This window comes from Streptomyces sp. NPDC008086 (assembly GCF_042957325.1).
GTDB lineage: Bacteria > Actinomycetota > Actinomycetes > Streptomycetales > Streptomycetaceae > Streptomyces.
In genome coordinates, this window is sequence record NZ_JBIBIA010000003.1 from 112,573 (window position 1) to 125,174 (window position 12,602).

Below are 12,602 nucleotides of genomic sequence, written 5' to 3' on the forward strand. Positions count from 1 at the left end.
GAACTCGTCTCTGCGTTCTCCACGCATCTGCGCACCCGGCTGCTGCGTCTGCCGCGCTCCCGGTGTCCGCCGCCCGGCAGCCGAGGCCACACCGAGCGGCGGACACGTATTCGTCAGGCGGTGCGAAGCCGCCGGTAGCGCAGATGCGAGCGCCGTGTTGCAGCCAGCAGTACGCAGACCGCGGTCGCGGCGAGTTCCAGCGCCTCCGGCCGCAGGACCAGCACGATGCCAAGGACGGGGGCGGCAAGGAACGCCCCTACCTGCATGTTGACTTCCCTGTCATGCAGATCGCGGGTTTCAACTGCGGTCTGCTGCGGGATGCTACGGTCGAACCGCTTGGGCCGGTCCAGATCCAGTGAACGGCCGAAGCCAGAAGTTCGGTCAGGGGGCATTCCAACTCCTTGGTCGAGAAGAAGAGTTGAGTTGGGCCCCGGTCTGGTATCCCGCCGTGCCGGGGCTCACTCGTGCGTTGAGGGGAAGCTACATGCTCACCGAAACGAACGCCTACCGCTACCGTACGTAAATGACATCGCTGCGGTATCCGACACTTCCGCACGTGTACAACGGTCAACATCAGTCACAACACGGTCGAAACCGGCCTCCGGCTCTCTCGGAACGCTCAAGCCCATCACCGAGACAACACAACGACCGACAGACACGGCTGCCCCACGCACCTCACACACCGTCACCACCTGGACCGAGAACGAGCGTCGAGCCGCCTGGTCCTTTGTGGCAACGAGGCGGCCAACTGGAGAGCCGCGTCAGCACGGTGAAGAACGCCAGGTGGACCACTCCCGCTGACCGAAGTAGCACGCCCAGGCGGGCGTGTCGTTCACGATCCACCGCATCCTCGCGCGGATCGAGGACGACAACGAGAGGTTCGAGGCGGTCCCGACCCCGCCCGAGCGGAAGACGCGGTGGATGAGGGACGACGCCAAGCGGCGGGTGGGATGCACGGTCGACAGCCCGGAGACCCCGCAGGAGAAGATCACCGCGATCCACCACCTGGCCCAGGACGAGGAGGTCGCGGCGACGCTCACCACCGACTTCCTCAGGCGTCCGCCGGTCGCGGCCAAAGTCTCCACGGAGAACAAGGTCCGGGCGGTGGAGGAGTTCACGCGAGACGAGTCGGTCGCGGCGGCGGCCGCGACGAGTCTGCTGCGGCGGCTGGTCGCCGCGTTCAAGGCGATGAGCGAGGACACCGCCCGTTTCCAGGTCAACCATGCATAGAACGAACGCCACACCGGCAAGCCCGCGAGGACTTCGACCGCACGTGCCCCGTCGCGCCGGCCGTGAGGCACATCGAGCGAAGCAGGGAATTCTTGGACCTGGTCACGGCCTTCCACTCCTTCGTCGCAGGGCGGTGGCGAGGCCACCCCCGCCGGACGGATCGTCCCCTTCTTTGCGCAAGCCGCAGCTCACCGCAGTCGTTCCACCGCAGTTCACCGCGGTGAGGCCATTGAGCAAAGCGCAGATCTTGCCACGTCGCACGACATCTCACCCGCCGTCATCCAACCTGCTCGACCCAACCGATCCGCTGTCCATCCCAAGCTCCGTGACTGAGCGTCTGAGTTGGCCCTTTGAGCGTCACAGTTGGCCGACGGACGACGCGAGCCTCGGCACTCGCGGTGATCCCACGGTGTCGATCACACGCGAGGCCGGTTCAACAGCCGGGAGAGCACGATGGCACTCTCGGTCCGTTCGACGGGAGCGGTGGCGCGCACGCGTTGGATGGCCTGTTCCAGGTGGGGGATGTCTCTGGCGAGCATGTGGACGACGGCGTCGGCGGCGCCGGAGACCGTACAGGCTTCGACGACCTCGGGGATGTCCTGCAGGGCTTGGCACAGTTCGGCGGGGGTGGGATTGCCGGTGCAGTAGACCTCGACGAAAGCCTCGGTATGCCAGGCCAACGCCTGAGGATCGACGAGAGCGGTGAAACCCCGGATCGCGCCGGTGGCCACCAGGCGGTCGAGACGCCGCTTGGCGGCGGGTGCCGACAGCCCGGCCGCCTTGCCGATCTGGGCATACGTGGCACGTGCGTTGTGCAGCACGCAGCGGATGATCGCTTGATCGATGGCGTCCATGACCTCACTCCAGATGTCAGAGTCTGCGGCGCAGCGCAAGAATTGGCCGTGAACCCGCTGGCATTGCAAGAAAGTGACAGTAGGTAGCAGCAAATGGCGATTGCTTGCGTTGTCCGCCGAACATAGTCTCCGGCTTGTCCTGATGTCACGTGACGGGAGCAGTGTTGAGATGACCGCAAGCCTGAGCGATGTGGAAGCCTCGGCACTGGCCGCGGTGGACGAGGCGGCCATCGCCCGGTTGCTGCTGGAACTTCTCGTTGTCCCGAGCGTGACGGGGAGCGCCGCGGAGTCCGAGCTTCAGCACGTCCTGGCCCGGCATCTGGAGCGGATGGACCTCGATGTCGACCTGTGGTCCATGAACCTGCCCGAGCTTCGTGCCCATCCCCATTTTCCCGGCAGCGAGGCTTCGCGCACGGAGGCGTGGGGCCTGGTGGGCGGCGCGCGGCCCCGGGGCGACGGGCCGACCCTGGTCCTCCAGGGGCACGTCGACGTCGTCCCTCCCGGGGACCTGGCGCAATGGGAGGGTGCCCCCTTCCGCCCCCGGGTCACCGGGGACGTGGTGCACGCTCGAGGAGCGTGCGACATGAAGGCGGGGGTGGTGGCGATACTCGCCGCCCTGGCCGCGATACGGGAAGCGGGCGCAAGGCTGCGCGGCCAGGTGTCCGCGCACTTCGTAGTCAGCGAAGAGGACGGAGGACTCGGAGCGTTCGGCACCCTCCAACGGGGCCACACCGGTGACGCCTGCATCATCACCGAACCGACCAGCGGCGCGCTCATGACTGCGAACGCCGGCGCCCTGACGTTTCGTATCCAAGTACCCGGCCGGGCCACCCACGGCAGCACCAGATACGTGGGAGTGAGCGCCATCGACGCCTACCTGCCCATCCACCGCGCCCTCGCCCATCTGGAAGCCCGCCGCAACGCCGACGCCGACCCGCTCATGTCCGAATACCCCATCCCCTACCCGCTGTCCGTCGGCACCGTCCATTCCGGCGACTGGGCCAGCAGCGTGCCCGACCTGCTGGTGGCCGAAGGAAGACTGGGCGTCCGGCTGGGCGAGGATCCGGCCCAGGCACGCACCGAACTGGAGGCGTGCGTGGCCGAAGCCTGCGCGGCCGACCCCTGGCTGCGCTCCCACCCCGCCACGGTGACGTGGCCCGGCGGACAGTTCGCCAGCGGACGGCTGCCGGCCGGGCATCCTCTCGCGGCCCAGGTCGCCGACGCGCACGCCGACGTCACCAGCGGCCCGCGACCTTCCGAGCGAGGCGCCCCCTACGGCAGTGACCTGCGACTGTACTCCGGGGCGGGCATTCCCACCCTGCAGTACGGCCCCGGTGACGTACGCCTCGCACACGGTCCACAGGAACAGGTCCGCGTGAGCGAAGTCGTCACCGTCACCCGGGCACTGGTGCTCGCCACACTGCGCATGGTCGGCACCAAGTAGTAGCCGCCAGCCCCCTACCCGCTGCTCGTAACCCGGTCGAAGTGGCCTGCCCGCGGCGGGCCGGAGGCGGTCGGCGCGGTGGCCGGCGGCGGCGACAGTACGGCAGTTCTCGACCACCGGCCCAGGGGCCTCTACCGTGACCCGACTCATCGGCAGGGAAGAGGTCGATGGCTGCGCGCCAGACCGCGTCATCGTCGTCCTCGCCCCAGATCCGGGCCAGGGGTCTGCACTCGATCATCCCGCTCACGTCGGTGGACCTGTCCCCAGTCTGCCGAGAACGGACAAGACTCGTCGTCTCGATTCAGCTCCGGCTCGTCGTGGGGCGCCGGGCGGCCAAGCCATTGCAGCAACAGGCGGCAGCCAACCAGGTCGTGTCCGGTGCCCTTGGGCGGCCCAACCATACGGAGGGCTCGACCATCCCGTGCCTGGAACGTAGGGCCGACTCAGGCGCTCAGTCACGAGATCACGTAGCCGGGAGGTTGAGAAACAAGCACTTGGCTTGTTCTTCAACCTCCGTCCCTACTCTGGCGCTCCCCTCTTAATAGGGTGATGACGACGAGCTGATCCGACACACTGGTTCGATGCGGCACGATGATGAACAGCCTTTGTCCGGCGGCAACGTCAGTGATGGTGTCGTGCGCGTCGGGGACACCGTTCGCCGTCCGGCCGGACCATGGACTCCCGCTGTGCATGCCCTGCTTGCCCACCTGCACGAGGTGGGATTCGGCGCGGCGCCTCGTCCGCTCGGCATCGACGATCAGGGGCGTGAGGTCCTGACCTTCATGCCGGGAGATGTGGTCTGGCCCGACCGGTTCTCGCTGATGGAACCCGCTCGACAACTGGCTCGCGTGGCGCGGCTGATCCGGGACTTCCACGACGCCGTGCAGGACTTCACGCCGCCGTCCGATGCGCGGTGGCAGACGCTGATCCCCGCTGAGGGCAGTGACATCATCGCCCATCACGACCTGGCCCCCTGGAACCTCGTGGTCGCAGACGAGGCACGGTGGGCCTTCATCGACTGGGACGCTGCAGGTCCCGGCTCGCGCCTGTGGGATGTCGCATACGCCATTCACGGGTTCATCCCGCTGTCCGCGCATCCGGACTGGCAGAGCCCGGACGCGGCGGACCGACTGCGAGTCTTCGTCGACGCCTACGGTCTGGCTGAGTCCGAACGGCGTCGGTTGGTCCCTGTGCTGGGGCGCCGTACGCGTTCCATGCACGACTTCCTGCGCGACCAGGCAGCCCAAGGAGCCCAGCCCTGGGCAAGGCTGTGGGCCGAAGGCCATGGTGACGCCTGGCGAAACGACGCCGAATACATCGAGCAACGCGAAGACCAGTGGATGCAGGCCCTGCTCGCAGGCTGAGGCATCAGTGCCCGTGTCTGGCTCCCGGCGTCGAACGACACCTCCAACTGGATCACTCACCTCGGCATTCGCCGGACATTGAAGCGACTGATGCTGGCCGGCCTGCCGATGCCGCGGGCCGCCGACGGGCGCCTGGTACGCCCAGGCCTGTCCCCGGGGTGGGCGGCCGCCGAAGCACGGCCAAGGTGTTCCGCTTCGCCAAGCCGGAGGCCCGGGGGCGCCCCGGACGCGGCAACCGTGCAGGTCACCGACCGATACGGAACCGCCCGCGCGATGGCCTGGGAACCGCATGCACTCGAGGCTGACCACCCGTTCCGCGTGGATCGACCACACCGGCGAACTCGACACCATCGAGGTTGCGGTCCCCGAGGCCGGCGAGCGCGGGACCTGGCTGATCATCGCCGTCCACACCCAACTCCGGCTCCTGAGCGGGGCCGCCGCCGACCTGAAGCGGCCGTGGGAGTAGTCCCCCGAGGCCCGGTCGGCTCACGCCGGCCCGAGTCCGCCGGGCTTCGGAACCTCCGCCCGCACCTTCCTGTCCCGCCCGTGCACCAGACCCCCAACTCCCGGACTCGGAGGGCCACTTGGCTCGAAGATCCGGCGCCCCGACACCCGCTACGACGTGGGCCGGACCGTGAAACGACCCGAGAGCGTCGCCGCACGAAACCGACACAGACCATAAAGAACAAGCTCAGAGGTTCTCGAACATGTCGTGCGAGATTCGGGGTCAGGTCCCGCACGCACAGCAGTCGGCTCGACTTGGAGGATCCCCCTCGTTGATGACGACGAAGGGGATGGTCCCGCACGGGATCTGTGCCAGGCTGGCTGCGATGCTGGGCGAGTGCACATCCTGGGGGCGCTGTGGGGCCGCGGAGGCTGCTGTCGTTCGGGGACGCGCTGGTGCTTCTGGGCGAGGACCCTCCCGCCATGGCAGCGCTGGACCGCGCGATCGCGGGAGCGCTCAACATGGCTACGGGCGGTCTGAGCGGTGGGCTGCTCGGCATGTTCGACTCTCGCGGGAGGATTCTCGGTCTGGGACGCGCCGCGGCGCATGGTGTGAGTGCACGACTGGGACGCGCGCAGGGGCGCGCGGAGCGAACCCAACTGTTGGACGCCGCGCACACCGTGATCGTCGTACTGGCGTTCTTCGAGGTCCTCGAGGAAGCCCTCGAAGCGGTGGTGCAGGAAGATCCGCCCCTGTCCTTGAACGACCTCCTGCTGAGCCGTCGTGAACAGATCACTGTCGCGGGCGGCCGGCCTGCCTGGGACGATGGCTTCGCGCAGGCCATGATGCAGGTGGACGCTCCACATCCCGCCCCTCATCTGCCGTACGAGGACACCCTTGTCGGGCTCCGCGCGTGGTACGGCCGTCTGGCTTCCCGGGTCGTCAACTTCCTGCGGGGGCTGGCCGTGTGGGAGGAGTTGCCCGCGTCCATCCGCTCAGAGATCGCGGACACGGTGCACGACTCGCTGCCCGAGCGGGCGGTCGAGCGCTACGAAAGCCTGTACTCCCGTCTGGTGGTCGAGGCGCCCGAATTCCGTTACTGGTCGGGCCGGTTGGACCATCAGGCCACGCGCGTCGAACTACGGCGAGCCCTCGCGGGGCTGGAAGCGCTGCTGTCGGTGCCTGTCATGCCGCACGATCCTCCGGTGGACGTCGCCCAGGCACTGTCCCGGGCACACCAGGCGGTCCTGCACCGCCGCATCCTCGACACCGAGACCGCTCCAGAGGGCATGCATGTCCCGACGCTCGGAGAGGCGTATCTGGATCCCGACTTCCGGGTGCGCGCGGTCGACGGGCAGGGCAGCCCTGCCGCCGAGGACTGGTGGGAGGAGGCCCCGGTACGCCGTGACCTCACCGAGTATCTGACGGGCGCTCTGACATCGGAGGGACTCACTCTCGCTCCCTTGCTGGTGTTGGGACAGCCGGGCGCCGGCAAGTCGGTCCTGTCCCGGATCCTCGCGGCCCGACTGCCGGCGGCCGGATTCCTGCCGGTGCGGGTGGCGCTGCGCGATGTGCGCGCGGACGACGAACTGCAGGATCAGCTCGAACATGCTGTTCGTGACACCACCGGCGAGCAGGTCACTTGGCCCGCGCTGGTACGGTCCGCCGGCACCGCCCTGCCCGTGCTCCTGCTCGACGGGTTCGACGAGCTGTTACAGACCACCGGAGTGCATCAGAACGACTTCCTGGTGAAGGTGGCCCGTTTCCAGGAACGGGAGTGGGAACAAGGACGTCCGCTGGTCGCCCTGGTGACGAGCCGGACCGCGGTGGCGGACCGGGTGCGCTATCCGCAGGGGACTGTCGCGATGCGCTTGGAGCCCTTCCGCCGGGAGCAGATCGAGGCTTGGCTACAGCAGTGGAACCTCTCCAACGCCCGCCACTTCACCGCCCGGCGCCTGTCGGCACTCACCTGGGAGGTTCTCGAACCGTATCGCACCCTGGTCGGCCAGCCGCTGCTGTTGACGATGCTTGCTCTGTATCACGCGGCGGGTAACGACTTGCAGGGGGCGGACGAGCGTCCACTGGGTGAGGCCGACCTGTACGAGGCGCTGCTCGGTTCCTTCGCCCGTCGGGAGGTGGCCAAGGACGCGCGGGACGCCTTGCGGGACGCCCAGGTCGACGACCTCTTGGAGCGGGAGCTTCAACGGCTCTCGCTCGTCGCCTTCGCGATGCTCAACCGGCGACGCCAGTGGGCGTCGACGGCTGAACTCGAGGAGGATCTCGCCGCGCTGCTCGGACGCCACGCGCACCAGCCGTCCGACTTCCGGGAACCTCTGGGACAGGCCGAGATCACCCTCGGTCGGTTCTTCTTCGTTCAGCGCGCGCAGTCGATCAGAGGCGGACACACACTGTCCACCTACGAGTTCTTGCACGCCACGTTCGGGGAGTACCTGACCGCGCGACTGGCAGTGCAGTTGTTGACGCGACTGCTCGATCACCGTCCTGTCTTCTCGATGGGCAGTGAACCGCTCGACGACGACATGCTGTTCGCGCTGCTCTCCTTCGCTCCCGTCTTCTCGCGGCAGATGCTCCGCTTCGCCCGGGCACGGCTCGAGCAACTGACCGAGGACGACCGCGAGCGCCTGTCCGGCCTGGTCATCCGGGTGCTCGGCGAACGTGAGCTGCGGGCCGACCAGCCGTACGCCACGTACCTCCCCCAGCGGCTGCGTGCCACGGTCCGCCACGGCATATACAGCGCGAACCTGGTGATGTTCGTACTCCTGCTGACCGACGAGACGACAGCCGGTGCGCTCTTCCCCACCGCGGACGACCCGGGGGACGCATGGCACAGCCGTGCACTGCTTTGGCGCTCCTCCTTCGAGGAGACACAGTGGACCGACTTCGCTCTTGCCCTGAGCCTGCGACGGACCCGCGACGGAACCCGGCGGGATCTGACGGTTCGTCTCCGGCAGGACGAGCTGACCAAGCCGGAGGCAACGGACGCGCATTGGCTCTACCGGGTGCCGCGGGAGCAGGAGGACGTTTGGTGGCAGCGCACCTACTGGAGAGAGATCTGGCACAAGATGGACCTCGCTGCGGGGACGAACGACGGTGTCGCTCTTCAGGCTCTGCGCCCGCTGTTCGAGTCATTGGGCCCGTTGCTCACCACGTTCAATGGAGGCGGCAGCAGACTCGGCACCTCGGTCCTGCACGATCTGCTGAAGCTGTGGCTGCAAGGCGGAACCGGGATGTCTCTGGAGGAGACGCAGGTCCTGTACCGGCGCGTCGGCAACGCGCTCCTCGTCTCCGACCGGGAGGGCGTGCTCATGCGGCATCTGCGGCCCGTGCTCGTCGGTCTGCTGGACCGTGACCTGAAGCGCTTCCCCGGACAGGAAGCGCGGCACTTCGTCGAGGCGCTGTCGGCACATGCCCCCGCTGAACTGCGTGAGCTGCTCCAAGGACGCGCGGAAGCCGCCCAATTCGGGGTCCCGCACGGCGAGTAGTCGGGTGCGGGTAGATGCCTGGGGCCGGTCGAGATCAGCGGCAACGCCGTACGCGACCTCGCCGCGCTGTGTGTGCGGAACGATCGGCCTGGTTCGGCATCGCTCGGCCCGTCGATGGCGTCCCTAGGTGGAGGGACGGGTAGAAACCCGGCGATGATGACGGCTGGGCCGATGGCTTCCATGGTCGGGCGGCTGAGGACCACGAACTGGCCTCGTCCTTGAGGAGAGACGGTGCTGCCGCTGCCGTACGGCAGCGGCAGCAGCATGTCCCTGAAACGTCGTCGCCGACCCGCGCCGCATGCACCGTGGTACACCGCCGTGGCGTGGAACGGCCCGACGAACGACTGAGCCCGCCCTGGCCTCGCCGCTGACGCGCCTTGACCTGCAGACCGTGCCCGGGTCGCCACGTTGCCGGGTGCGGCCGACGGCATCACTGCCCGACCGCTCCGAGGGTTTCGTCGGCCGTGGCAAAACGGTGCTCTGTCGGCTTCAGTACTTGGTGGAGGTGACCGAAGTACTCCGTTTCGGCCGTTCCGGCGAGCACCGCCAGCAGGAAGGCGAGGCACCCCATGTCGTGGTGCTCCCACAGGGGACCGCGCCCCTCGTTGTAGAGCACGCTCCACTCGTCGGGGTGCCGGCCGGGCCGCGCCAGCCAGTACAGGAACGCCCCCGTGCCCTCCTCGAAGGCCCACGGCAGCACCCTCGCCCCCGCCTCCTGCAGACCGGCCGGCTTGTCCTCGAACTCCCACAGGTCGGCCAGGATCTCGTCCCGCTGCGCTGTCTGTGCGTGCAGGTCGCAGTCGTCGTAGGCGGAGTCGGGGACGAGCAGCCAGATCGTGTCGTCGAAGATGCCGTCGCCGTATGCCTCCACAAGCCGCTTGTAGTCGGCGGGCAGAGCCGTGCCGAGGGCTCGCTCGGCTTGCGCCCAGTCCACCGGGGGTGGCGGGTTGGCGGGCGGCGGACAGAGGCGCATCAGCGCATCGAGGTCGATCATGGAACAGACGTTATCGGCATCCATGCCGGTCCCGTGAGCGAGCCGGCAGGCCGGGTGAGGACCAGACATCCAGAGACCGTCTAGGATCCGGGGCATGGCGCTGACGACGCACGACGTGGACCGGTTCGAGGCGACGAGGCCCCGTCTGGAAGCGATCGCCTACCGTCTCCTCGGGTCGGCGAGCGAGGCGGAGGACGCCGTGCAGGAGACCTTCCTGCGCTGGCAGGCGGCCGACGTCGACCGGATCGAAGTGCCCGACGCCTGGCTGACGAAGGTGCTCACCAACCTGTGCCTCAACCAGCTCACCTCGGCCCGCGCACGCCGGGAGACCTACGTGGGCCAGTGGCTGCCCGAGCCGCTGCTCGCCGGCGACCCGATGCTCGGCCCGGCCGACACCGCCGAACAGCGCGAATCCGTCTCGTACGCGGTCCTCACCCTGCTCGAGCGCCTCACCCCCAACGAGCGGGCCGTGTACGTGCTGAAGGAGGCCTTCGACTACCCGCACCGGGAGATCGCCGAGATCCTCGAGATCAGCGAGGCCGCCAGCCAGCAGATCTTCCACCGCGCGAAGAAGCACGTGGCGGCGGGCAAGGCCCGTACGGAGATCGACGAGGCGGCGGCCCGGCGGATCGTCGAGGAGTTTCTCGCGGCGGCCACCAGCGGGAAGACCGAGCCGCTGGTCAAGCTGCTCACCGCCGATGCCATCGCGGTCGGCGACGGCGGCGGGAAGGTCCCGGCCCGCGCCAAGGCGTTCGAGGGTGCCCTCGCGGTCGCGAAGTTCATGCGGGGCCTGTTCAAGCCGGCCCCGGTCAAGCGGGCCATGGTCGGCGGCTCACCCGAGATCCACATCTCGACGGCCAACGGCGGCCCCGCGATCCTGGCGGTCGTCGACGGCCGGGTCGTCGGAGTCATCTGCCTGGAGATCGGCGCGGACGGCATCGTCGCGTTCCGCAGCCAGGTCAACCCCGACAAGCTGGAACGCGCGACCGAGGTGTGGGCGGCCAGCGAGCACGGGAAACCCCTGTTCCACGCCTTCTGAGTCTGGAGTCTCTGTCTGAGTCTTCGAGTCTGCTGGCGAACGCCGTCCGCAGACCTTTCGACGGGCTCCCCAAGGCCCTCCGACGGCCCGAAGGACCTGGTCACACCTGCCGGCAAAGATGTGACCTGCTTCACATCCTGCTGCTGTCAGGAAAGCGCGGGCTGCCCGGTTCAAGGGGCGTAACCGAGCAAGGAAAGCGTCGGACCCGCGCAGACAGGAGCAGGAAATGCAGCACCGCATCATCGTCCTCGGAGCCGGCTACACCGGAGCCATCACCGCCGGGCGCCTCGCCAAGCGGCTGCACCGCGCAGACGTCGCCATCACCCTCGTCAACGCCGAGCCCGACTTCGTCGAACGCGTGCGGATGCACCAGCTCGCCGTCGGCCAGGAGCTCAAGCCCCGCCCCCTCGACGAGATGTTCGCGGGCACCGGCGTCGAGGTGAAACTCGCCGAGGTCACCGGTATCGACGCCGACCGCAGCACCGTCACCGTCGTCGACGCGCACGGCGCCGGGCAGCAGGAACTGGAGTACGACACCCTCGTCTACGCCCTCGGCAGCGGCTGGAACCCCCAGGGTGTCCCCGGCACCGCCGAGCACGCTCACGAGATCTCCGGCCGCCGCGGAGCGCTCCGGCTGCGTGAGCGGCTGGCCCGGCTGGACGCGGGACAGCCCGTCGTGGTCGTCGGCGGCGGTCTCACCGGCGTGGAGGCCGCGACCGAGATCGCCGAGACCCGCCCGGACCTGGACGTCGCCCTCGTGGCCCGCGGCGGCTTCGGAGACTGGCTCTCCGACAAGGGCCGAGCGCATCTGCGGAAGGTCTTCGCCGGGCTCGGCATCACCGTGCACGAGCACGCCGCCGTCACCGCCGTCGAGGTCGACCACGTCCTCACCGGCGGCACGTCCGTCCGGGCCGCGGTCACCGTGTGGGCCACCGGGTTCGCCGTCCACCCGATCGCGGCGGCCAGCACGCTGGAGGTCTCCGGCACGGGCCAGATCGTGGTCGACGCGACCATGCGCTCGGTCTCGCACCCCGACGTGTACGCCGTCGGCGACGCGGCCTTCGTGGCAGGCCCCGGCGACAAGCCGCTGCGGATGTCGTGCGCCTCTGGTACCCCCACGGCGTGGCAGGCCGCCGACGCCATCGCGGCCCGCCTGACCGGCGGAAAGCTCCCGACGGTTCCGATCCGCTACTTCCAGCAGTGCATCTCGCTCGGCCGCAAGGAGGGCCTGATCCAGTTGGTCACCGCGGACGACCGGGCCGTCCCCAAGGCACTCACCGGCCGCCTCGCCGCCCTCTACAAGGAAGCCATCTGCAAGGGCGCGGCTTGGAGCGTCGCCCACCCGACAGTGGGCATGCCGGTCCGCCGCCGTCGAATGGTCCGGTCGGCGAACGGGGCGGACCAGGTGGGCCGGACGGAGCGGGCGGACTCGGCGGTGAAGACCGCGGTGTGAGGCGTACGGCGCGGGGCGGCACCGGACATGTTTCTCGCAGACGGTGGCTTGAAACGGGGACCGTATGCCTGCGGTTGCTGCCGTGCGCGGCACCGACGAACACCCCGCCGTCCGCCTGGCGGTGGGGATCTGCGACGACGAACGCACGCTCCGCCTGGCGAGGTCTCGCAGCTGACGCACGAAGCCCGGGCAAGGCGACGGGTGGGTGGTCAAGTTCGGCTGCACCGGGCCCCGGGGGACGTCTTCTCCCGGGGCCTGTGGAGGGTCCGGAGGGTC

General features: G+C 68.8%; 10 protein-coding genes and 1 pseudogene. 8 read left to right on the top strand and 3 right to left on the bottom strand.

Annotated features, from left to right (window positions below):
• Positions 1-113: 113 nt before the first annotated feature.
• On the bottom strand, positions 114-392 hold the full coding sequence (locus ACFZBP_RS10735; protein WP_383443949.1) for a hypothetical protein: 279 nt from the start codon (positions 390-392) through the stop codon (positions 114-116).
• 433 nt (positions 393-825) lie between these two features.
• Here ACFZBP_RS10735 and ACFZBP_RS10740 point away from each other — a divergent pair, with 433 nt between their 5' ends.
• On the top strand, positions 826-1,230 hold the full coding sequence (locus ACFZBP_RS10740; protein ID WP_391411833.1) for a DUF6192 family protein: 405 nt from the start codon (positions 826-828) through the stop codon (positions 1,228-1,230).
• Positions 1,231-1,292: 62 nt separating this feature from the next.
• Entirely contained in the window at positions 1,293-1,454 is a 162-nt protein-coding gene (locus ACFZBP_RS10745) for a hypothetical protein (protein WP_391411835.1), read from the top strand.
• 192 nt (positions 1,455-1,646) lie between these two features.
• Here ACFZBP_RS10745 and ACFZBP_RS10750 read toward each other — a convergent pair whose 3' ends face one another.
• Positions 1,647-2,084 (bottom strand): Lrp/AsnC ligand binding domain-containing protein, encoded by a 438-nt coding sequence (locus tag ACFZBP_RS10750; protein WP_391411837.1) that lies wholly within the window; start codon positions 2,082-2,084, stop codon positions 1,647-1,649.
• Between the two features lie 169 nt (positions 2,085-2,253).
• Here ACFZBP_RS10750 and ACFZBP_RS10755 point away from each other — a divergent pair, with 169 nt between their 5' ends.
• The 4 genes and pseudogenes from ACFZBP_RS10755 to ACFZBP_RS10770 all read left to right on the top strand — a co-directional run bounded on the left by ACFZBP_RS10755 (position 2,254) and on the right by ACFZBP_RS10770 (position 8,840).
• Positions 2,254-3,528, top strand: coding sequence for an ArgE/DapE family deacylase (locus ACFZBP_RS10755; RefSeq protein WP_391411839.1), 1,275 nt, complete (start codon positions 2,254-2,256; stop codon positions 3,526-3,528).
• Between the two features lie 581 nt (positions 3,529-4,109).
• The gene (locus ACFZBP_RS10760) at positions 4,110-4,892 is read left to right on the top strand and encodes a phosphotransferase (protein WP_391411841.1); all 783 of its coding nucleotides are present in this window, start codon (positions 4,110-4,112) and stop codon (positions 4,890-4,892) included.
• 112 nt (positions 4,893-5,004) lie between these two features.
• Positions 5,005-5,574, top strand: a pseudogene (locus tag ACFZBP_RS10765) (hypothetical protein); the annotation flags it as partial.
• A 245-nt stretch (positions 5,575-5,819) separates the two neighbouring features.
• A complete protein-coding gene (locus ACFZBP_RS10770) occupies positions 5,820-8,840 on the top strand; it encodes an NACHT domain-containing protein (RefSeq protein ID WP_391411843.1) in 3,021 nt (1,006 codons plus the stop codon).
• 430 nt (positions 8,841-9,270) lie between these two features.
• On the opposite strand, the gene ACFZBP_RS10775 is transcribed toward ACFZBP_RS10770, so the two are convergent.
• Complete coding sequence (locus ACFZBP_RS10775) at positions 9,271-9,834, bottom strand: hypothetical protein (protein ID WP_391411845.1); 564 nt, start codon at positions 9,832-9,834, stop codon at positions 9,271-9,273.
• Between the two features lie 94 nt (positions 9,835-9,928).
• On the opposite strand from ACFZBP_RS10775, the gene ACFZBP_RS10780 reads away from it, so the two are divergent.
• Positions 9,929-10,873 carry an RNA polymerase sigma-70 factor gene (locus tag ACFZBP_RS10780; protein WP_391411847.1) on the top strand — a complete coding sequence of 315 codons (945 nt, stop codon included), beginning with the start codon at positions 9,929-9,931 and terminating at the stop codon, positions 10,871-10,873.
• A gap of 226 nt (positions 10,874-11,099) precedes the next feature.
• Positions 11,100-12,326 carry an FAD-dependent oxidoreductase gene (locus tag ACFZBP_RS10785; protein WP_391411849.1) on the top strand — a complete coding sequence of 409 codons (1,227 nt, stop codon included), beginning with the start codon at positions 11,100-11,102 and terminating at the stop codon, positions 12,324-12,326.
• Positions 12,327-12,602 lie beyond the last annotated feature (276 nt).

Excerpts from the sequence above, each read along its gene's own strand:
- ACFZBP_RS10785 (WP_391411849.1), top strand. The coding sequence starts at position 11,100 with ATGCAGCACCGCATCATCGTCCTCGGAGCCGGCTACACCGGAGCCATC.
- ACFZBP_RS10775 (WP_391411845.1), bottom strand. The coding sequence starts at position 9,834 with ATGATCGACCTCGATGCGCTGATGCGCCTCTGTCCGCCGCCCGCCAAC.
- ACFZBP_RS10770 (WP_391411843.1), top strand. The coding sequence starts at position 5,820 with ATGGCAGCGCTGGACCGCGCGATCGCGGGAGCGCTCAACATGGCTACG.
- ACFZBP_RS10760 (WP_391411841.1), top strand. The coding sequence starts at position 4,110 with ATGCGGCACGATGATGAACAGCCTTTGTCCGGCGGCAACGTCAGTGAT.
- ACFZBP_RS10755 (WP_391411839.1), top strand. The coding sequence starts at position 2,254 with ATGACCGCAAGCCTGAGCGATGTGGAAGCCTCGGCACTGGCCGCGGTG.
- ACFZBP_RS10735 (WP_383443949.1), bottom strand. The coding sequence starts at position 392 with ATGCCCCCTGACCGAACTTCTGGCTTCGGCCGTTCACTGGATCTGGAC.
- ACFZBP_RS10750 (WP_391411837.1), bottom strand. The coding sequence starts at position 2,084 with ATGGACGCCATCGATCAAGCGATCATCCGCTGCGTGCTGCACAACGCA.
- ACFZBP_RS10780 (WP_391411847.1), top strand. The coding sequence starts at position 9,929 with ATGGCGCTGACGACGCACGACGTGGACCGGTTCGAGGCGACGAGGCCC.